Here is a 23,558-nt window from a genome sequence, read left to right on the forward strand (position 1 = left end):
CTCATCCTGTAGTATATACTTGAGCTATCAAGAGAAGGACTTTTGAAGCAGAACATCGGAGGAGGTATTCCTATGAAAGGACGAAGCAGAAACTATATTATCATGGCCTTGTTAGGCCTATCCGTTTTAGGATTCGGCGGGCTGGCCGCCGCGGCCGATATAGCGGAACACGCGCCGCATTTGATAGCCGATGCGACCCTGCCGCCCGGCGATATGTCCCGCGGAGCCGATAATTTCTACGTCAGCGACAAGGTGGACGGCAAAACCGTGACGTTTACCGATATATACGATATGAAGGTCGCCGGAAATCTCTTCGTTCCTAAGACGCTGAAAGCCGGACAGAAGCTGCCGGCCATTATCGTCGGCCATCCTATGGGAGCCGTGAAGGAGCAGAGCGCCAGCCTGTACGCCCAGAAAATGGCTGAACAGGGCTATGTGACATTGGCTATCGACCTGCCCTACTGGGGTGAAAGCGAAGGGATGCCGCGCAACAGCGTCAATCCCGATACCTATGCCGAAGCCTTCAGCGCCGCCGCCGACTACCTCGGCACCCGCGATTTCGTAGACCGGGACAACATGGGTGTCATCGGCATCTGCGGCAGTGGCAGCTTCGCCATCAGCGCGGCGAAAATCGACCCGCGCCTCAAGGCTATCGCAACGGTCAGCATGTATAATATGGGCGATGCCAACCGCCACGGCCTCCATCATTCCGTGTCGCTGGAGCAGCGTAAGGCGATCATCGCCCAGGCGGCCCAGCAGCGCTATGTCGAATTTGAAGGCGGCGAACGACAATATACGAGCGGCACGACCCACGAGCTGACGGAGGATACGGACCCGATTCAGCGCGAATTCTACGATTACTACCGCACGTCCCGCGGCTCGTATACGACGCCCGGCGAAGACCCGGCTCACACGACCCACCCGACGCTGACGACAAACGTGAAGTTCATGAATTTCTATCCCTTCAACGACTTGGATTTGATTTCGCCGCGGCCCATGCTGTTCATCGCCGGAGCCAACGCCCATTCCCGTGAATTCAGCGAAGACGCGTATCGTTTGGCGAGCGAACCGAAGGAGCTGTACATCGTCCCCAATGCAGGCCATGTCGATTTGTATGACAGGACCGACGTCATCCCCTTCGGCAAGCTGACCCAGTTTTTCAATCACTATTTAAAGAACTAAGGAAAACGGCAGGCGCTGCGGCAGCCCATAGCGGATGCGGCAGCGCCGCCGTCTGTTCCGCCCATAGGAGGCCATGATGAAAGGACATCGGTTGTTTATCTTTATTTTAGCCGTCGGCGTGTTCGGCATTTTAAATACGGAAATGGGGGTTATCGGCCTTCTGCCGTACGTATCAGCGTATTTCGGCGTATCTATTTCCGAAGCGGGGGCGTTGGTCAGCTTGTTTGCCCTCATCGTCGCCGTGTCGGGGCCGGTCATGCCCCTGCTCATGTCGCGGTTTGAGCGGAAAAAGGCGATGCTCTTCGTGCTGGCCGTCTTTATCGCCGGCAACGTCATATCGGCCGTGACGGACAGCTTTGCCATCCTCTTGGCGGCCCGGGTCATTCCGGCCTTTTTCCATCCCGTGTACTGCGCCCTGGCCTTTTCGGCGGCGGCAGAAGCAGTGCCGCAGGAGTACGCCCCCGATGCCGTCGGCAAGGTCATGGTCGGCGTAGCTGCCGGCATGGTCCTCGGCGTACCCGTCAGCAACTTCCTGGCCGACGCCGTATCGCTGCAGGCGGCCTTCGCCTTCTTCACGGCTGTCACAGCGGCGGCTTTTTTTGCGACGCTGTTTTGTATTCCGTCCATGCCGGCCGGCCCGAAACGGACTTACGGCGAGCAAATCGGCATCCTGCGCCGTCCTGCCGTGTGGATGTCGATTTTTGCCATCGTCTTCATGAACGGCGCCTTATTCGGCGTGTTTACCTATTTGGCCGAATACTTGGGAGTCGTGACGGCCTTGTCCGGCGGTGCTGTGAGCCTGTTTTTATTCGTTTACGGCCTATCCAACAGCGCAGGAAGCTTTCTGTCGGGGCGGCTCATCCGCTGGAACGAGGGGTTGACTGTGCAGGCCTTTCCCTGGGTTCTGCTGGCGCTGTACGCCTTGGTATGGCTGGGCGGCGCGATGGCGGCTGTCATGGCCGTCCTCGTCGTGGCCTGGGGCTTCATCGGCGGTGTCAACGCCAGCACGCAGCAGTATATCCTCACCCAGGCTGCGCCGGAAGCAAAGGAATTTGCCAGCGGCATCTTCCTCACGTCGGCCAACGCCGGTACCATGGCCGCGTCGGCCCTCTGCGGCTGGTGCATTGCCCAGTGGGGGACGGCGGCGGTTCTCTTAGGCGGCGCGGCCTTTGCCGCCGTCAGCGTCGTGTTCCTGCGGCTGCGGTCGCTTGCTTTTCACCGCTCTGGCAAAGAAGAAACGATAGCTCAGGTTTCATGATATTTTATAAGGAGGAATAGATATGAATTTGCATTTTATTACGCGGCGTACTCTGTCGAAAGCCGTGTTCGCTGCGGCCATAGCCGCGATGATGATGCCGTCCGTGCTGGCGGCTCCACAGACGGTTCCGGTAAAGCCGGCGGCCGTCGTACAGCAGTATGCCGACCTTGCGCCGGCCCAGGAAGTCGTCTTAAATGATATTACTGTCTATGCCTTTGATGAAAGCCCATTGACTTTAGAAAGCAGCATTTTTCCCGACCTATCTCAGTATCCGGACCGCATGGCCCTCATGCCGAAGGGGCAGTTCCATACGATTACCCGTACCTATTTGATTCAAACGGGAGATAGACGGGTCCTTGTCGACGGCGGCTGGGGCACGGAAAGCGGCGTAGACGGCAGGACAGTGGACTACTTGGCGAAATACGGCGTATCTGCGGACGACGTAACAGATATTTTGCTCACCCATATGGACGTAGACCATATTTCCGGCCTGCTTCACGGCGGTAAGGCCGTTTATCCCAACGCTGTGCTCCATATTGCCGCGAAGGAATATAACCGCTGGATTGTCCAAGGCGCCGACAGGGAAGCGGAATACATTGTTCTGGCACGAAAGGTGGCAAAGGCTTATGAAGGCCGTATTGCCTTATTTGACTATGACGAAGAAATCCTGCCGGGGATTACGGCCCGCAACGCCAACGGCCACACTATGGGCCATACGTGCTATGACGTTACGTCCGGCAATAAGGGGCTGACCATCGTCGGCGATATGATTCACGTTGCGCCCATTCAGATGCGCCATACCGAGTATTGCAGCGTTTACGACGTTGATCCCGCATTGGCTGCGCAGACGCGGGAACGCGTTTTGTCAGAACTGAGCCGGACAGATCGCCTGATTGCAGGCATGCATTTCCCGCAAATCGGCAAAGTCCGCAAGGATAAGGACGGCGGCTACGTCGTCGTCTCAGACACAAAGCCATAATTTTTCTGATAATATAAAGAATCCTCCCTGTGTCCTGATGATAGGACATAGGGAGGATTTGCTGCTGTTTGATATTACGTGTCTAATGAGATGGCTGTTAAATCTTTGCGGATATGCTCCAGAAAGATGCGGCTGGCTTTGGAAAAGCGGTGCGATTTTTTCCAAAGCAAGTACGGGATTGCCTGGAGGGGCGGATGGAAGGGGCGATGGCACAGCGGGCTGGCCGGCCCGGTTGGGGCGAGATTGTCGAAGGAGGTGGCATAGCCCAGCCCTTCCTGAACCAGCAGGGATGCGTTATAAAAGAGGTTGTATATGGCGACGATATGAAGCTGCTCGACGGGCACGCCGAGCCAGCCGGAAAATTCGTTGTGCTCCCAAGCCTGGGCCGAGTAAATCAAGGGGATGGAAAGGAGATCCTGCGGCTCTATGACAGCCTTTTGGCTGAGGGGACTGTCCTTACGCATGAGCAGACCCCAGCGGTGTATTCCAGGCAGGCGCAGGTAATGATATTGCGTCAGATCGAGGGGGCCGAAGACGACGGCGAAATCCGTCAGACCCTTATCCAGCTTGTCCAGCACGTCGGGTGCGTTGCCGCTATAGAAATGGGGTTGGATAAAAGGATAGGAACGCTGCATCGCCGTCAGTGTGCGGGCGATAAAGCGAATGGGCTCGCCTTCGCCGCAGCCGATGCGCACTTCGCCGCGGATTGAGGCGTCGTCCATAGCGGAAAACTCCGTCGTCGTCTTGTCGATGAGGCTGAGGATTTCTTCGGCCCGCTGGCGCAGGAGAAGTCCTTCTTCGGTCAGGCTGATGCGGCGGCTGCCGCGGATAAACAGCTGCTGCCCCAATTCCCCTTCCAGCTCCATGAGCTGCCGCGACAAGGTCGGCTGCGTGACGTGCAGGGCCTTTGCCGCCTGGGTGATGCTGCCTTCCTGCACTACTGTAAGAAAATATCGAAGTACGCGGATTTCCATGACCTCAGCTCCTTTATAATATCTATCTGTATTATATCATACGAGATGCAGCGGAGCCTTCATTTCCGTTTTGTTATAGCCCGGTATATTGTCGAAACGTACGGATGTTTGATATACTACAAGTAAGAAAAGTAATGAGAAATAAACGATTGTGTCAATATTTAATCGAAAAAATTTTAAACATCAAAATCGCCGACATTACCTATCCAGATGTGGAAAAAACGATAGATATCCGATTGGACAGCAAGAGCGTCCGTCTTGACGTATATGTTAAAGATGATACGGGACGAGTATTCGATATTGAAATGCAGTGCGAAAACGAACCGAACGGTGGCCTGACCAAGCGGACGCGATATTATCAGGCCATGATTGATATGGAAATATTAGAGACAGGCGAAGATTACGACTGCTTAAATCCATCGTACATTATCTTCATTTGCACCTTCGACGCTTTTGGCGACGGCCTGCCCGTCTATACCTTTCGGAATCACTGCATCGAAAAGGAAGCTATAGAACTGGGAGACGAAGGAACAAAACTATTTTTAAACTGTAAAGGCGACGACAAAGCTCTGGACCCGGATATACGAGCGTTCTTGCGTTACGTCGACGGTAAGGTTGCTGAGTGCGCGCGTGTATCGGCAGACTATGTTACGGAATTAGGGAAAAAGAATTGTTTATTGTAGTCTGACTAAGGCATCTGCGGGAGCAGGTGTCTTATTTCGCAAGATAGGCTCTCGATTTTGCGAAGACGACAGTGAGATGCTGGCGGACATACGGGCGTTTTTGAGATACGTAGACGGAAAGGCGGCGGAGGGGAGATTTATGAAAGCCGTAGAAGATGAAGTCATGAGGGTGAAGGAACATAAGGAAACGAGGCGAGAATATATGACGTACGCAATGGAAACCAAACGGCGCGAGCTGGCGAGCTTTGCCGAAGGTGAAAAAACGGGCGAGAAAAAGAAAGAAACCATGATGATATTGGCTATGCTGCGGAAGGGATTTTCCGTAGAAAGTATTGCAGAGTGTGCGCAAACCTCGGTAGAATATATCATGGAATTAGGGAAAAAGAATCATTTGTTATAATCTGTATAAGGCGTCTGTGAGAGTGGACGCCTTATGTCGTAAGATAGGAGTCGTTTTTTGAGAAACCAATGGCAAACCGCTGGGCCCGGATATGCAGGCGTTTTTGAGATACGCAGACGGAAAGGCGGCAGTACGACATCCTATTCGTTACTATGTAAAAACACACGAGTCCGATGGCACCTTTAGGACAGGGCCATCGGACTCGTGTGTTTTATATGTAGGGATATTCTATTATTTAAAGCTGTTCAGCCATTTCGTCGCGCTTTCGACGGTTTGGCGGCCGTTGAGGAGCTTGCCCGATTTAATCGTCGCACCGGGACAGGACGGCTGCAGGTCTTTGGCTGTGCTGCCGAGGCCGCTGCCGCCGGACGTAGCGAAGAGTACGATCGTCTTGCCGGAAAAATCGTGGCTTTCCAAAAAGGTCTTGATGATTGACGGGGCCGTGTACCACCAGATAGGGAAGCCGAGATAAATGGTGTCGTAAGGGCTGACGTCGAGGGATTTGCTGCCTATGGCCGGGCGGAAGGAGGGATCGTTCTTTTCTTTTGTCGTGCGGCTGCTGCGGTCGGTCCAGTCTAAGTCGGCCGGGGTGTACGGCGTTTCCGGCACGATTTCATAGATATCGGCTTTGGTTGCCTGGGCTAATACGGCCGCTGCTTTGGCCGTCGTGCCGCTGGCGGAAAAATACGCTACTAAGGGTTTGTTCATCATAAAATCCTCCTTGTCATGAAATATATAGAATCTTATCTTTTCGTTCCGGCGAAGGAAAGGCATTTTCCGAGGCGCTTGCCCGTGCGGAGATAGGTGTACGTCGGAAATTCAAACAGGACCGGCGCGATTTTTTCGTAGTCCGGCTTGCCGTCGGCTGTCAGGACGCCTTCTTCGGCCCATACGGCCTTGATTTCCAAAATGAAATTATCAAACGTTTCCGTTTCGTAATTGTCAACGACGCGGCATTCCATGACCAGCGGCGATTCCGTCGGTATCGGCGCGCCCGTTTCGCCGGCCGTCCACTCGAACAGCCTCGATTTGTCGTCCCGGTGGCCGCTGACGCTGCCGGCGCAGTCAGCTTTAGGCAGCATGGCTTCGTCGACGAGGCTGACCGAGACGACGCCGTGCCGGCGGATACCTTTGTTGGTATAGTGAATCTTCGCGCAGCTGATGAGGATGCGGTCGTGGCCGATAACGCCGACGTGGGAGACGGTCATCCAGCTCGGCTTGCCATCGACCATCGCGCCGACCAGGGTGAGGGGCGTCGGGTACAAAGCGGGAAAGGCGCCGATATTCTTTTTCATATGATTCCTCCTGTAAAAACGCACTGTATAGTAATTAGAAAATAAATAACAAAGTGCAACCTAATAAAATAATAGCATACGCGATGATTCTTGTCAATGTGCGGCCTCATGGGCTATAATGGAGGTATGTTACAAAGGATTGCATACGAGGAGGGCTATATGTCGGAATTTGTCAGGGCGCGGAGCGCCGAACAGAAAGAAGCGCGCATGGAAGAAGTGAAACGGGCGGCAGACAGGCTGTTTTCCGCCAAGCCCTATCACGACATCACGCTGACGACCATCGCCGCCGAGCTGTCGTGGACCCGGGCTAATTTATATAAATACGTAACCAGCAAGGAAGATATTTTTTTGGCCTTGTGCGGCGAAAAGATGAGCGCCTACATGGACGCCCTGCTGGCGGCCTTTCCGCGGGGATGCGGCTACGCCGTCGGGGTATACGCCGAGGTGTGGGCCGGTATCCTGTCGGCTCATCGGGACTACCTGCGCTACGGCGATATTTTATCGTCTATCATCGAGACGAACGTATCCGTCGACAGGCTGGCAGAGTTCAAAGCCTTGTATTTTGACAAGGCAGGACAGCTGGCCGACGTACTGTCGCAAAATTTGGGAATCGAAACGAAAGACGCCTGCGAATGCATCCTGGCCGTGTATTTCCACGCCGTCGGTATATGCAGCATGTGCCGCGACAACCCCCTGCTGCAGCAGGCCTTGGAACGGGCCGGCATCGCCGTCGAGCCCGTCGACTTTCAGGACAATATGAAGCGGTTTATCGCCATGAACTTGGACTATTACGGCGCAGGGCGGAAGCAACCGCAGGGATGAAGGCATATATTGTGATTTCTCTGAAATGTTGCTATACTAAAGTCAAATGACAGGCATCATTTATTTTTTATGGAAAAGGGGAGGAAGACGCGATGAAAAAAATCATAAACGACGTGGCAAACGTAGAAGAGGAAATGATCCTGGGATTGGTCAAGGCGGCGCCGCAGAAGCTGCGCAAGCTCGACTACGGGACGATTGTCGTGCGGGAGCCGAAGCAAGAAGACAAGGTCGCCCTGGTCAGCGGCGGCGGCAGCGGCCACGAACCGGCCCACGGCGGCTACGTCGGCGAAGGCATGCTGGACTGCGCCGTAGCCGGCACGGTCTTTACGTCGCCAACGCCGGATCAGGTGCTGGAAGGCATCAAGGCCGTCGCGACGGATAAAGGCGTACTGTGCATCGTCAAAAACTATACCGGCGACGTCATGAATTTTGAAATGGCTATTGAAATGGCTGCCGACGAAGGAATCAAGGCCGATTATGTCGTCGTCAACGACGACGTAGCCGTCAAGGACAGCCTATACACGACGGGACGGCGCGGCGTAGCCGGCACGATTTTCGTGCACAAAATCGCCGGGGCTAAGGCCGCCGAAGGCGCGAGCCTGGAAGAAGTCAAGGCCGCGGCGGAAAAGGTCATCGCCAACGTCCGCTCCATGGGCATGGCTATCGAGCCCTGCACGGTGCCGGCAGCGGGCAAGCCGGGCTTTGAGCTGTCCGATACGGAAATGGAAATCGGCATCGGCATCCACGGCGAACCGGGCACGCACCGCGAAGCCCTGGGCACGGCTGATTCCATCGCCAAGATGCTTCTCGACAGCATCCTCGCTGATTTGGATTATACAGGCAGCGACGTCGTCGTCCTGGTCAACGGCATGGGCGGCACGCCTCTCATGGAGCTGTACATCGTCAACAACTTCGTGCAGGACTACCTGAAGGAAAAAGGCATCCGCGTCTACGATACGATGGTCGGCAACTACATGACGTCCATCGAAATGGCCGGCTTCTCCCTGACGCTGCTGCGGCTGGATGATGAAATGAAGAAGCTCTACGACGCCAAAGCCGATACGCTGGCTTGGAAGAAATAAGGAGGGACAGGCGATTGAATACGCAGAAATTAGCCGAAGTCATAGCGGCCATTGCAAAAACCATAGAAGAAAATAAAGAATTCCTGACGCAGCTCGATAATGAAATCGGCGACGGCGACCACGGCATCAACCTGGCCCGCGGCTTTGCCGCCGTAGAACAAAAGCTGCCGACTTGGGCCAATACGGACATCGGCACCCTTCTTAAAGGCGTGGGCATGCAGCTCGTATCGACGGTCGGCGGCGCGTCGGGCCCCCTGTACGGCACGGCGTTCATGAAGGCCGGCATGGCCTGCAAGGGGATGACCGAGCTGGACGGGCCGGCCTTCGCCGCGGCCATGGAAGCGGCCGTCGAAGGCATCAAGATGCGCGGCAAGGCGACGGAAGGCGAAAAGACCATGCTCGACGCCTTATGCCCGGCCCTGCGGGCGGTCAAGGCAGCCGTAGAAAGCGGCAAATCGCTGAAAGAAGCCCTGCAGGACGGCGCGGCGGCCGCCGAACAGGGCGTAGCCTATACGAAGACGATCATCGCCACCAAAGGCCGGGCCAGCTACCTCGGCGAGCGCAGCCTGGGCTATCAGGACCCGGGAGCGACGTCGTCGTGGTACATGCTGCGGACCATGGCCGAGCACATAGACGAATAAGGATAGAGAAACGGGCCGGCTGTATTGCCGGCCTTACCTGTGAAGGAGGAAAAAAACATGGTAGGCATCGTATTGGTATCGCACAGCCAAAAGGCGGCGGAAGGCGCAGCTGAGCTGGCGAAGATGATGGCTCCGGCGGCTCCTGTCGCCGCGGCCGGCGGCATGGAAGACGGGAGCCTCGGCACGAGCTTTGAAAAAATCTGCGCCGCCGTCGAGTCGGTGTATTCGGAAGACGGCGTCGTCGTCATCATGGACATGGGTAGCGCCGTCATGACGGCCGAGATGGTCGTCGAAGCCCTGGACGACAAGCGCGTCGTCCTTCTCGACTGCCCCTTTGTCGAAGGCGCAGTCATCGCTGCCGTCGAAGCAGAAGGCGGCACGGCCATAGACGAGATGCAGGAAAAGGTCGAAGGCGGACGGGACCGCAAGCTGTAAGGACGGGAGACTATGATAAGGCGTTTACTTAAATTCCTCTGCACGCTGGTCTGTTTTGCCGCCGTGCTGGCCTTCGGCGCGGGACTGTATATCGGCAATCTGGCCTTCGAGCGCTTTGCTTCTGCGCCGTGGGACGTCATATTCGGTATTGAAAACATGTCCTGCGACGTAGAGCGAATCGCCGCCGGCGAGGAACGGTTCGACTGGCAGGAAGCGGAGACGACGGGCCGTGACGGCGTTCCCTTGCGGGGGACATATATTGAAGACCAGGGCGGCTCCCATCATACGGTAATCCTGCTGCACGGCCTGTATCACAATCGGGCTATGTGCCTGCCTTACGTCGGCATGTACCGCAATCTGGGCTACAACGTCCTCCTCGTAGACCAGCGCGGCCACGGCGAAAGCGGCGGCCAGACCAAATGGGGCGTCCAGGAAGCCGACGACATTGGCCGATGGGTACAGTGGCTGAAGGAAAAAGATGCATCGATGACCGTTGGCCTCCACGGCGTATCCCTGGGCGCGGCTATGGCGCTCTTGTACGCCGGCAGCGACGCCGGACGGGACGCGGCCTTCGTCGTCGCCGACAGCTCCTACGGCAACATCGTGTCCCTGGGACGGGAAAAGCTCATGGCGGCGGCGAAAGACGACCGCCTCGTCTGGGAATACGATATCCTCATGCCTTTTTTCCAGGGCGCTATGTGGTATCACACGGGCAAGTTTTTATCAGACATCGAGCCGGCCCACGCCGTACGGTCGATACGCTGTCCCGTCTTGTTCCTCCACGGGCAGGAGGACCGCCTCGTGCCGGTAAAGACGGTCTGGAGCCTCTATGAAAACTGTGCCAGTGCAGAGAAATACGTCCATGTCTTCGAAGGCTCACCCCACGCCGTCGGCATTTCTACAAACCGAAGGGAATACCGGCAGCTCGTCACGGAATTTCTCTTGGACACGCAGTAACGAAAGGTCGCGGAAACCACAGCATGATAGAATACAAAGAAATAATGGATAACAAAAAGAAATACCTGCCCCTGCTGCTGATAGCAGACGAGCAGGAGTCGGCTATCGACGCCTATTTGGAGCGCGGACGCCTGTACGTCATGGAAGACGGCGGCGTCCGCGCCGTCTGCGTCGTGACCGACGAGGGAGAGGGCGTGCTGGAGATTAAAAATCTGGCCGTCGCCCCGCCGTGGCAGCGCTGCGGATACGGGCGAGCCTTCGTCGAATATATCCGGCGGCGCTATCGGGGCGCCTTTCATACGCTGCAGGTCGGCACCGGCGACAGCCCCTTGACGATACCCTTTTATGAGGCCTGCGGATTTGTAAAATCACACCGGGTCAGAAATTTTTTCATAGACCACTACGACCATCCTATCTATGAAGGCGGCGTGCGCCTCGTCGACATGATATACCTCCGCCGGGACCTATGAACGGCCTCTGGGCAAGTAAGAATCTCCTTGCGAAGACCGTACAAGACTGCTATAATAGGAAACGGAATCATTGCAAATACTATATACAGTATAAGTAATAATAATACAATACCATATATAATATATGAGAATGCATAGGAGGGTGTTTCATGAACGAGCAGGAATGGCTGGGCGAACAGAATCAGCTGGGCATGGATATTTGGAAAAACAAGTACTGCAACAACGGCGAAACCTTTGAGCAGTGGATTGACCGCGTCAGCGGCCATGACGAAGACGTGGCGCAGCTGCTGAAGGAGCAGAAATTCCTCTTCGGCGGCCGCATTTTGGCCAACCGCGGATTGGAATACGAAGGCAAGAAAATCACCTTGTCGAACTGCTACGTCATGACGCCGCCGGAAGACAATATCGAAAGCATCTTCGACCGCGCCGGAAAGCTGGCCCGCACGTACAGCTACGGCGGCGGCTGCGGCATCGACATTTCCGGCCTCAGCCCCAAAGGCGCGCGCATCAACAACGCGGCGAAGGAGACGAGCGGCTCCATATCCTTTATGACCCTCTATTCCCTCGTGACGGAGCTCATCGGCCAGAATGGCCGCCGCGGCGCCCTCATGATTTCCATCGACTGCGCCCATCCCGACGTCCTGGAATTCATCAAGCTGAAAACCGATTTGAATAAGGTGACGAAGGCCAATATTTCCATCCGCCTGAGCGACGAATTCATGGAAGCCGTCAAGGCGCGGCAGCAGTTCCGCCTGCACTACACGCGGAAGGAAACGGGCCAGGTCATCGAAAGCATGGTCAACGCCGCCGACATCTTCCGACTCGTTGCCGAAACGAACTGGGACTACGCCGAGCCGGGCGCCCTGTTTTGGGACCGCATCTGCCAGTGGAATCTCTTGGCCAATACGAAGGAATTTAAATTTGCCGGCGTCAATCCCTGCGCCGAAGAACCCTTGCCGGCCGGCGGCTCGTGCCTCTTGGGCAGCCTGAACCTGGCGAACTTCGTCCGCGATCCCTTTTCGGACAAGTCCCTCTTTGATTTCAACGAATTCCGACGCTGCGTGACCATCGCCGTGCGGGCTCTGAACGACGTCCTCGACGAAGGCCTGCCCCTCCATCCGCTGCAGGAACAGCAGGACAGCGTGCGCCAGTGGCGGCAGATCGGCCTGGGCATCATGGGCCTCGGCGACATGCTCATCAAGCTGGGCATCACCTATGGCAGCGACGAAGCTGTCGCCCTGTGCGATGAAATCGGCTTCGCCATGACCGATACGGCCATCGCCGCCTCGGCGAACCTGGCCGGCGAACGAGGGGCCTTCGACATGTGCCACATTGACGAAATCATGGAAACGCCCTTCTTTAAGGCCAACACGACGAAAAAGACGGCGGCCCTGGTCAAGGAAAAGGGCCTGCGCAATTCCCAGCTCCTGACCATCGCCCCGACGGGCACCCTGTCGACTATGCTGGGCATTTCCGGCGGCATCGAGCCCATTTACGCCAACTTCTACGAACGGAAAACCGAGTCCCTCCACGGCACGGACGTATACTATAAGGTCTATACGCCTATTGTCGAACGATACATGAAGGCACACAACATTAAAGACGATTCGCAGCTGCCGGAATACTTCGTTACGGCCCTGACCCTCGACTATCATCAGCGCGTCGCCATGCAGGCCGTTTGGCAGCAGCACATCGACGCCTCCATCAGCTCGACGGTCAACGTGCCCAACAGCTTTACCGTCGAAGATACGGAAAACCTTTACCTCCTGGCCTATGAAAAGGGCTGCAAGGGCTTGACCTTGTTCCGCGACGGCTGCAAGCGGGCCGGCATCCTGACGACCCACGTCGACAAGAAATCTGTGCCCATCGCCGGCGCCGGCCTTGACCGCGGCGAAATCGTCAGCATCGACGACAACGTCATCGGCAAAAAACGCAAGCTCGTCACGGGCTGCGGCAGCCTCCACTGTCTGGCTTTCTTCGATCCCGAGACGGGAGCTCTCTTGGAAACGTACCTGAGCAAGGGCTCCACAGGCGGCTGCAACAACTTTATGATCGGCCTGTCCCGCATGATTTCCATCAGCGCCCGCGCCGGCATCGACATTTACACCATCATCGACCAGCTCAACTCGACGGGAAACTGCCCGTCCTACTCGGTCCGCCGGGCGACACGGGGCGACACGAGCAAGGGTTCGTGCTGCCCCATGGCCGTGGGCAATGCACTCCTCGATATGTACAATGAAGTGCAGGAGGACCTGCGCCAGTCGGCGGCTGTTACGAAAGGCGACGTACCGGTGAAAAAGGCGCCGGCTAAGCCCAAGGCCGACAAAAAAGTCACGGCTGAAAGCATTTTCTGCCCCCAGTGCGGCGAACCCTTAGTTTTTGAAGGGGGCTGCAATACCTGCAAAAACTGCGGCTGGAGTAAGTGCAATTAATAGGATAACGACAATACTGCAAGCAGGCTGTCTGTCGGAGACGGCCTGCTTTTTCTATGGGAACAGGCGGAACGATGCGGCTCTTGGGCTGTACTGTGACTTTGTCGGCATAGATTACGCCCATTACAAGCAGGACAGCTTCAGAGAAGACGGGAGCGTCTATTCCCTTGGCAGCGACGGGTTCAGCGACGACTATCTGGCCGGCGAAATCGGCGTCGATATGAAACGGGAGCGAAAGGACAAGACCTACGGCTTAACCGTAGCCTATCGGCGCGTCTTCGACGGCGACGTCCAGCATACGGGATATTCCTATGTCAGAGGAACGGGCTTGGGATTCGGCGTACAGTCTATGAACCGCAGCAAGGATCACATCGCAGCGTCGGCCTATGCGTCGGCTAAGCTGTCTGACCGTTGGGAAATCGGCGGAGCTGTAGAACAGGATTGGTCCCATACGAGCCGAGATATGGGGGCTTCCGTACAGTTTATGTACTCTTTCTAGCCGCAGAAGCTAGGAAGATGATGCGTAAACTATCTGGTGCGTAATGGGGTGAATTGTTGTGGGACATACGTCCTTTGACTCGAAGGCCGTTTAGTGCTTGAGAGTTACATGCTGCCGATGCAGAATGGCTGGTTTGGGCTGCAATGAGCCTGCATAGGCCGATGAAGCCCATTTTCATCTGCTGAGGCATCCAGCAAAGCTGCCGGAAAAAATAGAGAATGCCTGGAAGGCAAAACAGGATAAAGAGCTGTAATGTAATGATAGAGGATATTACATTGCAGCTCTTTTGTATTTGTTTGGAGACGATGGAAAACGGTACTTTTTTCGTATATAAATTCTTTAATTTATACCTGTTCTTTCATGGGTAAAAATTGTGCTAATCATAGTCGATTGACTGACTTTTAAGAAATACGATATTTGTATAACCGCCAATTAAAGATAAGCATTAGACATACCTGCGATATGAGCTATACTTAAGTTGTTCTTCATGAAGAAATTAAAAATTTTTAAAATATATTAAATATGCAAAAATATAATTATTTCCTGCATAGTAAAAGAAAAGACATGCAGAGAGGAATACATGTATGAAAAAAGCATTTTGGATTGCTGCAGCGGCAATAGCAGCCTGTATCGGATTTGCCTTTTGGCAGTACCCAAAGGCAGATACCTATGTAGGTCCGGTGCCGTCTGACCGCATTTTAATTGCCTATTACTCACAGAGCGGACATACTGAGGCTGTGGCGAAATCTGTACAAGAAAAAACGGGGGGCCGCTTGTACCGCATTCGAACGAATATACAATATCCCCGCAGCGCACCGGCTATGCAGTCTCAGGTTAAGGCGGAGTACAATGAACGGCTGCGGCCGCTTTTATCCGAGGCTATGCCTGACATGGGCCAGTACGACGTCGTTTTTCTAGGATTCCCCAATTGGTACAACGCACCCCCTGCTGCAGTGCTTACCTTTTTAGAGCAGGCGTCGTGGCAAGGAAAGGTCATCGTGCCGTTTGTGACCTACGGGCTGAGCGGCTGGGGCAGCAGTTTGGAAGATATCCGCGCCGCCGCTCCGGACGCTTCTTTAGCCGAAGGGCTGGCTGTCCACGCGTCGCAGGCTCATGCGTCCCGGCAGCGCGTCGATACGTGGCTGACGCAGCTCGGTTTACGCAATGGAAAGGGGTAATGTTTCTATGACGCTGCATATTCGACGTCACCTGATACAGACCTGTGCCGCTATATTATACAATGCCAATGCCTTTACGCCGCTGACAGAGAAGGCTGTTGATTTTCCCTATACTCATGCCTGCGTGCCGGGACTTAACTGCCAGTATTGCCGCTATACCATTGCAGGCTGTCCTTTGGGAGTGACCCAGCAAGCTTTGAGCGGTACGTTTTCTGCTGTAGCCTGGCAATTTTGGGGGTTATTGGTACTGTTTGGACTGTTGTTTGGTCGGATGATCTGTGGCTGGGCTTGTCCTATGGGCTGGCTGCAGGAGCTGCTTGCCAAAGCCCCCTTCCCTAAGCTGAAAAAGAGCAGGATAACCCGCGCCCTGTCCTATGTGAAATATATCATTACTGCACTGTTTGTCCTGGCAATTCCCCTATATACGGGACTCGTCACTGGCCGGGGCATTACGGCATTCTGCGCCTGGATTTGTCCGGGAAATTTTCTGGAGGCTCTTTTTATTCCGACGCTGCTGCAGGGAAATGGGGATAACCTGAGCATTGCCGTACAGAACTCCAAATTTTTCTGGGTCGTCGGGCTGCTTGCCGCTATGATGTGGATATATCGCCCTTTTTGTCGGTTCTTATGTCTTCTCGGCGCGCTTTATGGTCTGTTTAACCGCTTTTCCGTTTTTGGCATTACTGTAGATAAAGAAACATGCGTAAGTTGTTCGGCCTGCGTTCGTTCCTGCAAAATGGATGTCTGCGCCGCAGGCGATAAAGAATGCATCAGCTGCGGCGAATGCATATCACAGTGCGCGGTCAAGGCTATTCACTTTAAGCGTTTCCGGTGATGTTTGCAGACGCAGTATCTTTACTTGGAAAGTGAGGAAAGATGAAATGAAAGACATATCGAGAAGATCCTTTATTAAATGGGGCGTCGCCGCGGCGGCAGGCGCCGTCTTATCTCACGGCGGCTTTTCCGGCGTATGGGCGCAGGCTCCGGTCGTCGGGTCGCGGGACGTAACCGACAGGACAGGCAGCGGTTCTCGGGCCAAGGTATATTTTTCTAAACATATTGACGCAGACCATCTTATCCGGCTGTACGATAAAATTAACGACGGCATTTACGGCAAGACGGCAATAAAGCTCCACACCGGGGAACGGCACGGCCCGAATATTTTGCCGCGCCATATGGTACGGGAATTTCAGCGCCATGTTCCGGACAGCACGATAGTAGAAACGAATACGCTGTATGTCGGAGATAGGGACACGACAGAAAAGCATCGGGAAACGCTGAAAATCAACGGCTGGGATTTTTGCCCTGTCGATATTATGGATGAAGACGGAGCAGTCATGATTCCAGTTCGCGGAGGAAAGCACTTTACAGAGATGTCTGTAGGAAAGCATATGCTCAATTACGATTCGATGATTGTTCTGACTCATTTTAAGGGACACCCTCGCGGCGGTTTCGGCGGTTCCATGAAAAATCTGGCTATTGGCTGCGCTGACGGGCAAATCGGCAAGCGCATGGTTCATGGCGTAGGACAAGTATTGCCGAAAACGTCGGCACAATGGCCCGGCGAAGAACCGTTTATGGAAAACATGGCTGAATCGGCAAAGGCGACGATAGATTTTTTCGGCAAGCACATCGTATACCTCAACGTCATGCGCCGCATGTCCGTAGACTGCGACTGCACGGGAACGGCTGCTGCGGAACCGAGGATTCCCGACATCGGTATTTTGGCATCAACCGATTTGCTGGCTGTCGATCAGGCATCTGTAGACTTGGTTTATGCGCAGCCTGAAGTATATCGGCATGATTTGGTAGAGCGAATGGAATCGCGAAAGGGACTTCACCAGCTGCAGGCCATGAGAGATTTAAAAATGGGAAATTCGTCGTACGAATTGATTTCTATAGATTGACGGAAGGCGGCTGCACGCTTCTCGTATTTGCTCAGCAAATGCAGGGGGCACTCGGCAATACAGGCAGCCGTTTTCCGTGGAATCGGCTGGAAATAGCCATACATAAATTTTACTGGCCCTTGTCTTGACAGATAATACATTTGTGTTTATAATAAAACTAATTTTATGAAGCAAAGCGATGAAGGAGAAAAAAACTGAACGCGTCTTTTCAGAGAGCTGCCGGAACGGTGCGAGGCAGCAGGGCAGCAAAGCATTCCGCTCCGGAGCATCAAATGACGAATTTGACGGGTACGCCCGATACAGCGCAACGAGATGGCCGAAAGGCAAGCTGGGTGGCAACGCGGGAGTATACTCTCGTCCCTTTTTAGGGACGGGAGTTTTTTTATTACAAGCGAGAGAGTTTCCCTGCGGCTCTCCGCACGAGGGGACATGAGAGGTATGAAACGAGTGTATAATTTTAACGCCGGACCGTCGGCGATGCCGCTGGACGTATTGAAAGCGGTACAGGCTGAATTTCTCGATTTTAATCATACGGGGATGAGCATCGTAGAAATCAGCCACCGCAGCGCGGCCTATCAGGACATGCAGGATGAAACGGTAGGGCTCATGCGCCGGCTGCTTCAGGTTCCGGATGACTATCATATCGTCTTTATGCAAGGCGGCGGCAGCCTGCAGTTCGCCATGCATGCCATGAATTTTCTCAAGCGCCGCGGCGGCTATCTGAATACGGGCGTATGGTCCGACAAGGCCATGAAGGCGGCGTCCTTCTTCGGCGACGTCTACGAAGTGGCGTCCAGCAAGGCTGATGGGTTTTCCTATATTCCCAAGGCCGATACCTTTGTCGTCCAGCCTGATACGGACTACGTGTACATGACATCGAACAACACGATTCACGGCACGGAATGGCACGGCTATCCGTCCTTCGACGTGCCCTTGTTCTGCGACATGTCCAGCGACTTCATGAGCCAGCCTGTAGACGTGTCGAAGTTTGACTTCATCTATGCCGGCGCCCAGAAAAACATCGGCCCGGCCGGCGTTGTCGTAGCCATCATCAAGGACTCGCTCCTGGCGCAGACGAAGGAAGACGTGCCGGTCGTGCTCCAGTACAAGACCTATGTGGAACACGACTCGACGTATAATACGCCGCCGGTTTTCGGCATTTATTTTATCAACAAGGTCATGCACTGGCTGGAGGATAACGGCGGCCTGGAAGGGGCGTACCGGCGCAACGTGCAGAAGGCCGGCATCGTATACGCGGCCATCGACGGCAGCGACGGATTTTACCGGGGCCATGCGGCTGCCGATTCGCGCAGCCTCATGAACGTGACGTTCAACCTGCCGACGGCGGAGCTGGAAGCGGCATTCGTCGCCCAGGCGGCGGAACGGGGCCTCATAGGCCTCAAGGGCCATCGGTCCCTCGGCGGTTGCCGGGCGTCTATTTACAACGCCGTGACGGAGGAAGGCTGCCGGGCCCTGGCCGAATTTATGGAAGAATTCAGAAAGAACCATTAACCTACGGCGGGCGCGAAGCCCGCACGATACAGTAGATGATCAGGAGGATACGAACATGAAAATATTAGTCAGCGACGACGTTTCCATCAAAGGGGTAGAGCTGCTGCGGGAGCACGGCTATGAGGTAGACGTCAAAACGAATTTAGACGAAGAAGGCCTTATCGAGTGCATCGGCGAGTACGACGGCCTGATTACCCGCTCTATGACTCACGTGACGGAGAAGGTCATCGATGCGGCCACGAAATTGAAGGTCATCGGCCGGGCCGGCGTCGGCGTCGACAGCATCGACATCAAGACGGCGACGGAACGGGGGATTATCGTCGTCAATGCGCCGACGTCCAATACGGTAGCTGCGACGGAACACACCTGCGCCATGATCATGGCTATGACCCGCCACATCCCCCAGGCTCACGATTCCCTGATGGCCGGCGAATGGGACCGGGAACGGTTTACAGGCATCCAGCTCAAAGACAAGGTCATCGGCATCATCGGCCTCGGCCGCATTGGCTCGGGCATCGCCAAGCGCATGCAGGCCATGGAAATGAAGACCATCGGCTACGACCCGTACATTCCCGAAGACCGCTTTAAGCAGCTCGGCGTCGAATCGGTTGACTTGGATACGCTCCTGCGCACATCCGACTACATTACGATGCACACGCCTCTGACGAAGGAGACGACGGGCATGATCGGCGCGGAAGAAATCGCCAAGATGAAAGATGGCGTGCGGGTGATCAACGTATCGCGCGGCGCTGTGCTGGATATCAACGCCCTGGCTGACGCCCTGCGGAGCGGCCACGTAGCCGGCGCGGCCGTCGACGTCTTTCCGGAAGAACCGCTGGGACAGGACATCAATCCCTTTGAAGGCTTGGACAACGTCGTCATTACGCCCCATCTGGGCGCATCGACTGTGGAAGCGCAGATCGGCGTGTCCGTCGACGTCGCCGAAGGCGTCATGGCTGCTCTCAACGGCGAGCCCGTGCCGACGGCGGTCAACATGGCTCCCGTACCGATGAACGTGTACAACGTCATTCACCCCTATTTCGATCTCATGGAACGGATGGGCGTTATCGGCGTATACCTCACGGAAGGGCCGATGAAGGAAATCCAGGTCGAATACACGGGCGAACTGGCCGACACGGAAACGCGGCTCCTCACGACGGCCGTCCTCAAGGGAGCCCTGAACCCCATATTGCAGGATTCGGTCAATTTCGTCAACGCGCCGGAAGTGGCCAAGATGCGCCACATCGCCGTCAAGGAAATCAAGTCCCACGACAACGGCTATTTCCTCGACGCTGTGACGGTGCGCATCAAGACGGCCAAGGGCGAACACTCCGTCGTCGGCATGCTGTTCAATAAAAACGAAGCGAAAATCGTCCAGATCGACGAATACCGCGTCGACTTTACGCCCGAAGGTTACCTGCTCCTGGCGCCGCACGTCGACCAGCCGAACATGATCGGCCAGATTTCGACTATCCTCGGCCAGGCCCGCATCAACATCACGGGCATGCAGGTCGGCCGCATGACCCAGGCCGGCAACAACATCATGGCCATCGCCGTGCAGGACGACATTCCCAACGATATCATGCTCAAGCTCCGCTCCATCGACGGCATTCTTGATATGAAGCTCATTCACTGCGACGTGCAGCACTAGGAGGACACTATGGTACGCATCATACTGATTCGCCACGGCGAAACGCAATGGAATATAGAAGGCCGCTATCAGGGCCAGGAAGACACGCACCTGAGCGAACGGGGCCTCAGGCAGGGCCATATGGTCGCCCAGGGCCTGAAGGATACGCCTATCGACGCAGCCATTTCCAGTCCCTTGGAACGGTCGTACATGACCTGCGCCTTCTGTGCCGAGCTCCACGGCCTCGACGTGCTGAAGGACGACCGGCTCCTGGAAATCAACCACGGCGACTGGGAAGGCCGCCTGGCTGACGACATCGAAGCCCAGTACCCGACGGAATTTCACCAGTGGCACACGGAGCCCCATCTGGTCACCATGCCCGGCCCGGGCGGCGAGTCCCTGGAAGATGTGCGCCGCCGCGTCCGCGCCGCCTTCGACGAATACGCTGCGGCCTACGACGGCAAGACGGTTCTCGTCGCCGCCCACGACGCCGTAAACAAGGCGATTATCTGCGACGTCCTCGGCCTCGACATGAGCCATTTCTGGCAGATCAAGCAGGACAACACCTGCATCAACGTCCTCGAATGCCAGGATGGCCGCTGGCGTCTCGTCCTGCTGAATTCAACAAATCACATGGGGTATTTGTTCAGCGGTATTGAACAAAAAGGGCTGTAACGAGTATAATATAACAGTACAAATTTACGCTGTTTTGCATAACGAAAGGAAGAATACCAATGTTAGATACGAAATTTATCCGTGAACACGTTGAAGAAGTCAAAGACAACCTTGCCAAGCGTCACGCCAGCGCCGACGTAGACAAATTCGTCGAACTCGACGCCAAGCGCCGCGAGCTCCTGCAGAAGGTAGAAGCCATGAAGAGCGAACGCAACACGGTGACGCAGGAAATCAGCAAGCTGAAACGGAATAAAGAAAACGCCGACGCCCAGATCGCCGCTATGAAGAAGCTCGGCGACGACATCGACGTCCTCGATAAAGAAGTCAAAGCCGTAGAAAAAGCCATGCTCGACATCCAGCTCATGATTCCGAACATGTGCAACCCCTCCGTTCCCGTTGGCGAAGACGACAGCGACAACCCGGAAGTCCGCAAATGGGGCGAACTGCCGAAATTCGACTTTGAACCCCTCAATCACTGGGACGTAGGCGAAAACCTGGGCATCCTCGACTCCGAACGGGCGGCGAAGGCGACGGGTGCACGGTTCTATTACTACATCGGCCTCGGCGCGCGCCTCGAACGGGCCGTATACAACTTCATGCTCGACCAGCACGTCTATAAGGACGGCTACACCGAAGTCATCCCGCCGTACATCGTCAACCGCGACACCATGATCGGCACGGGCCAGCTGCCGAAATTCTACGAAGACATGTACCGCCTGAACGTCGAAGGCGAAGAAATGTACATGATCCCGACGGCTGAAGTGCCCTTGACCAACTACTATCGCGGCGAAATCATCGACGGCTCCAAGCTGCCCATCTACCTGACGGCCATGACGCCGTGCTTCCGCGCCGAAGCAGGCTCGGCCGGCCGAGACACGCGCGGTCTCATCCGCCAGCACCAGTTCCACAAGGTAGAAATGGTCAAATTCTCCGCTCCTGAAACGAGCTATGAAGAACTGGACAAGATGACGAACAACGCCGAAGACATCCTGAAAGCTCTCGGCCTGCCGTACCACGTCGTTTGCCTCTGCACCGGCGACATTGGCTTCTCCGCTGCTAAGACCTTCGACGTCGAAGTATGGTTCCCGGCGCAGGGCAAATACCGCGAAATCTCGTCGTGTTCCAACACGGAAGATTTCCAGGCTCGCCGTGCCAATATCCGCTTCCGCCGCTCGCCGAAGGACAAACCGGAATACGTCCATACCCTCAATGGCTCCGGCCTCGCCGTAGGCCGTACCGTCGCCGCTATCCTGGAAAACTACCAGCAGGCCGACGGCTCTGTCGTCGTACCGGAAGTCCTCCGCCCGTACATGCACTGCGACGTCATTACAAAACAGAAATAAGACTGAACATATAATAATAGAAATATAAAAAGAACGGGACGTTCCTATGGTATCATAGAAATGTCCCGTTCTTTTTCGATGCCCATGAACGATAGGAACATCTTTAGACTGCTTCGTATCGTATGGGTACTTTTGTTACAAAAGAGATAACCACCAGTAGCTCCCAACTATTGGCGACTACATCTAGCTGGCTGCAACCGTTTGTCGGTGCTATGCCTTTTTCAATTTTATCATATCGAGTTATCATAGAGCGGACAAGTACATTCTCACATCTTGCGTACACCCCGTAAATATAGTATAGTAAAACCATACTTAATTGCAACAGAATGGGGGTGAACGAATATGAGATCTGTCCGGTTCCGTAGGCAGGAATGCCAAACAGCTGCACATCATACCAATCGGTATAATTATGTGAAATCATATACGGGGGGGGGGTGCGGTTCATATTATAGATATAGCCTGAAAACGCAGGGAGTTTCTGCCCTGCTGCATATAGCATACCCATACAGGCAGAGCGCAAGTTCTGCCCTTTTGTCGTGCCATTTTCCCGAAGCATACCCCTTGTCATACGGAGGACAGCTGCGTATGTAAGTAGTTTTTTAGGTATGCAATAGCATGTAACTAAGGAGGAAAATAGCATGAAAGGCAAACAATTACGAAAAGCCGTGCTGCTCGGCATGGCAATGAGCATGGCCATCTGGACGACGGGCATGGCGGAAGAAATTAGGATAGAAAATCCTATTGAAGTTAATCAAGATTATGGAGAAACATATAATAAGCCTACTGATAATTTTGTTATTGAAACATCTACAACAGCCATTACGCAAGGACAAGATGAAACCGGTTCTTTAAAAATAACATCGCAAGAAAATGTTATTGATGCGGGGATTTCTGGTATACATGTAAATGGCAAGGGTGAAATAACTTTACAAGCAACTCAAGGTGGTAACTATATTACCTCTGGGACTAGTGGAACGGGTATTTTAGCTAGTGGAGGAAGTGCGAATGTAACTTTAATTGGTGAGACCAATACTATTATAGCTGAGGGTGATCAATATCAAGCAGGTATTAAAGCTGGAAATGGTAGCACTGATACTAATAAAGTATCAGTAACCTCAACTATTGGAGATATTACTATTACTGCTGGAAATAAAGAAAATCCCAGTGGAACCAGTAGAGGGATTATTGCATCTGGTGGAACCGT

At 54.6% G+C, this 23,558-nt stretch carries 24 protein-coding genes; 20 read left to right on the plus strand and 4 right to left on the minus strand.

Annotated features, from left to right (window positions below; translation table 11 throughout):
• Positions 1-72: 72 nt before the first annotated feature.
• The 3 genes from DKB62_RS08590 to DKB62_RS08600 all read left to right on the plus strand — a co-directional run bounded on the left by DKB62_RS08590 (position 73) and on the right by DKB62_RS08600 (position 3,419).
• Positions 73-1,182 carry an alpha/beta hydrolase gene (locus tag DKB62_RS08590; protein WP_198643442.1) on the plus strand — a complete coding sequence of 370 codons (1,110 nt, stop codon included), beginning with the start codon at positions 73-75 and terminating at the stop codon, positions 1,180-1,182.
• Positions 1,183-1,255: 73 nt separating this feature from the next.
• Positions 1,256-2,440, plus strand: coding sequence for an MFS transporter (locus DKB62_RS08595; RefSeq protein ID WP_107195387.1), 1,185 nt, complete (start codon positions 1,256-1,258; stop codon positions 2,438-2,440).
• A 22-nt stretch (positions 2,441-2,462) separates the two neighbouring features.
• The gene (locus DKB62_RS08600) at positions 2,463-3,419 is read left to right on the plus strand and encodes an MBL fold metallo-hydrolase (RefSeq protein ID WP_107195386.1); all 957 of its coding nucleotides are present in this window, start codon (positions 2,463-2,465) and stop codon (positions 3,417-3,419) included.
• Between the two features lie 74 nt (positions 3,420-3,493).
• On the opposite strand, the gene DKB62_RS08605 is transcribed toward DKB62_RS08600, so the two are convergent.
• Positions 3,494-4,393, minus strand: coding sequence for a LysR family transcriptional regulator (locus tag DKB62_RS08605; RefSeq protein ID WP_107195385.1), 900 nt, complete (start codon positions 4,391-4,393; stop codon positions 3,494-3,496).
• Between the two features lie 134 nt (positions 4,394-4,527).
• Between DKB62_RS08605 and DKB62_RS08610 the strand changes: the two genes are divergently transcribed.
• Both DKB62_RS08610 and DKB62_RS08615 read left to right on the plus strand, forming a co-directional pair.
• The gene (locus tag DKB62_RS08610; RefSeq protein WP_198643441.1) at positions 4,528-5,076 is read left to right on the plus strand and encodes an Rpn family recombination-promoting nuclease/putative transposase; all 549 of its coding nucleotides are present in this window, start codon (positions 4,528-4,530) and stop codon (positions 5,074-5,076) included.
• 139 nt (positions 5,077-5,215) lie between these two features.
• The gene (locus DKB62_RS08615) at positions 5,216-5,476 is read left to right on the plus strand and encodes a hypothetical protein (protein WP_087478388.1); all 261 of its coding nucleotides are present in this window, start codon (positions 5,216-5,218) and stop codon (positions 5,474-5,476) included.
• A gap of 231 nt (positions 5,477-5,707) precedes the next feature.
• Here the strand turns inward: DKB62_RS08615 and DKB62_RS08620 are convergent, their stop codons facing one another.
• A complete protein-coding gene (locus DKB62_RS08620) occupies positions 5,708-6,187 on the minus strand; it encodes a flavodoxin (RefSeq protein ID WP_232818730.1) in 480 nt (159 codons plus the stop codon).
• A gap of 32 nt (positions 6,188-6,219) precedes the next feature.
• Positions 6,220-6,771, minus strand: coding sequence for a flavin reductase family protein (locus DKB62_RS08625; protein WP_107195383.1), 552 nt, complete (start codon positions 6,769-6,771; stop codon positions 6,220-6,222).
• Between the two features lie 159 nt (positions 6,772-6,930).
• Between DKB62_RS08625 and DKB62_RS08630 the strand changes: the two genes are divergently transcribed.
• The 15 genes from DKB62_RS08630 (at position 6,931) to serS (ending at position 22,354) form a co-directional block, all read left to right on the plus strand.
• The gene (locus DKB62_RS08630) at positions 6,931-7,593 is read left to right on the plus strand and encodes a TetR/AcrR family transcriptional regulator (protein WP_107195382.1); all 663 of its coding nucleotides are present in this window, start codon (positions 6,931-6,933) and stop codon (positions 7,591-7,593) included.
• Between the two features lie 92 nt (positions 7,594-7,685).
• Positions 7,686-8,675, plus strand: coding sequence for a dihydroxyacetone kinase subunit DhaK (gene dhaK / locus DKB62_RS08635; RefSeq protein WP_107195381.1), 990 nt, complete (start codon positions 7,686-7,688; stop codon positions 8,673-8,675).
• Between the two features lie 14 nt (positions 8,676-8,689).
• The gene (gene dhaL / locus DKB62_RS08640; RefSeq protein WP_107195380.1) at positions 8,690-9,316 is read left to right on the plus strand and encodes a dihydroxyacetone kinase subunit DhaL; all 627 of its coding nucleotides are present in this window, start codon (positions 8,690-8,692) and stop codon (positions 9,314-9,316) included.
• Between the two features lie 57 nt (positions 9,317-9,373).
• The gene (gene dhaM / locus DKB62_RS08645) at positions 9,374-9,751 is read left to right on the plus strand and encodes a dihydroxyacetone kinase phosphoryl donor subunit DhaM (RefSeq protein ID WP_107195379.1); all 378 of its coding nucleotides are present in this window, start codon (positions 9,374-9,376) and stop codon (positions 9,749-9,751) included.
• A gap of 12 nt (positions 9,752-9,763) precedes the next feature.
• The gene (locus DKB62_RS08650; RefSeq protein ID WP_087478395.1) at positions 9,764-10,708 is read left to right on the plus strand and encodes an alpha/beta hydrolase; all 945 of its coding nucleotides are present in this window, start codon (positions 9,764-9,766) and stop codon (positions 10,706-10,708) included.
• Positions 10,709-10,731: 23 nt separating this feature from the next.
• Positions 10,732-11,178 carry a GNAT family N-acetyltransferase gene (locus tag DKB62_RS08655; protein ID WP_107195378.1) on the plus strand — a complete coding sequence of 149 codons (447 nt, stop codon included), beginning with the start codon at positions 10,732-10,734 and terminating at the stop codon, positions 11,176-11,178.
• A gap of 149 nt (positions 11,179-11,327) precedes the next feature.
• Positions 11,328-13,610 (plus strand): adenosylcobalamin-dependent ribonucleoside-diphosphate reductase, encoded by a 2,283-nt coding sequence (locus DKB62_RS08660; RefSeq protein ID WP_107195377.1) that lies wholly within the window; start codon positions 11,328-11,330, stop codon positions 13,608-13,610.
• The gene (locus DKB62_RS08665) at positions 13,558-14,109 is read left to right on the plus strand and encodes an autotransporter domain-containing protein (protein WP_107195376.1); all 552 of its coding nucleotides are present in this window, start codon (positions 13,558-13,560) and stop codon (positions 14,107-14,109) included. Before DKB62_RS08660 ends, DKB62_RS08665 begins: the two co-directional genes overlap by 53 nt.
• 584 nt (positions 14,110-14,693) lie before the next feature.
• Entirely contained in the window at positions 14,694-15,287 is a 594-nt protein-coding gene (locus DKB62_RS08670) for a flavodoxin (protein ID WP_107195375.1), read from the plus strand.
• Between the two features lie 7 nt (positions 15,288-15,294).
• Entirely contained in the window at positions 15,295-16,122 is an 828-nt protein-coding gene (locus DKB62_RS08675; RefSeq protein WP_157949643.1) for a 4Fe-4S binding protein, read from the plus strand.
• Between the two features lie 46 nt (positions 16,123-16,168).
• A complete protein-coding gene (locus tag DKB62_RS08680) occupies positions 16,169-17,194 on the plus strand; it encodes a DUF362 domain-containing protein (protein WP_107195373.1) in 1,026 nt (341 codons plus the stop codon).
• A gap of 438 nt (positions 17,195-17,632) precedes the next feature.
• The gene (gene serC, locus DKB62_RS08685) at positions 17,633-18,706 is read left to right on the plus strand and encodes a 3-phosphoserine/phosphohydroxythreonine transaminase (RefSeq protein WP_107195372.1); all 1,074 of its coding nucleotides are present in this window, start codon (positions 17,633-17,635) and stop codon (positions 18,704-18,706) included.
• Positions 18,707-18,761: 55 nt separating this feature from the next.
• On the plus strand, positions 18,762-20,357 hold the full coding sequence (gene serA, locus DKB62_RS08690; protein WP_107195371.1) for a phosphoglycerate dehydrogenase: 1,596 nt from the start codon (positions 18,762-18,764) through the stop codon (positions 20,355-20,357).
• Positions 20,358-20,366: 9 nt separating this feature from the next.
• Complete coding sequence (locus DKB62_RS08695; RefSeq protein ID WP_107195370.1) at positions 20,367-21,011, plus strand: histidine phosphatase family protein; 645 nt, start codon at positions 20,367-20,369, stop codon at positions 21,009-21,011.
• Positions 21,012-21,070: 59 nt separating this feature from the next.
• Positions 21,071-22,354, plus strand: coding sequence for a serine--tRNA ligase (gene serS, locus DKB62_RS08700; RefSeq protein WP_107195369.1), 1,284 nt, complete (start codon positions 21,071-21,073; stop codon positions 22,352-22,354).
• Between the two features lie 103 nt (positions 22,355-22,457).
• On the opposite strand, the gene DKB62_RS08705 is transcribed toward serS, so the two are convergent.
• On the minus strand, positions 22,458-22,853 hold the full coding sequence (locus DKB62_RS08705) for a hypothetical protein (RefSeq protein WP_162860300.1): 396 nt from the start codon (positions 22,851-22,853) through the stop codon (positions 22,458-22,460).
• Positions 22,854-23,558 lie beyond the last annotated feature (705 nt).

The organism is Megasphaera stantonii, assembly GCF_003367905.1.
Lineage (GTDB): Bacteria > Bacillota > Negativicutes > Veillonellales > Megasphaeraceae > Megasphaera > Megasphaera stantonii.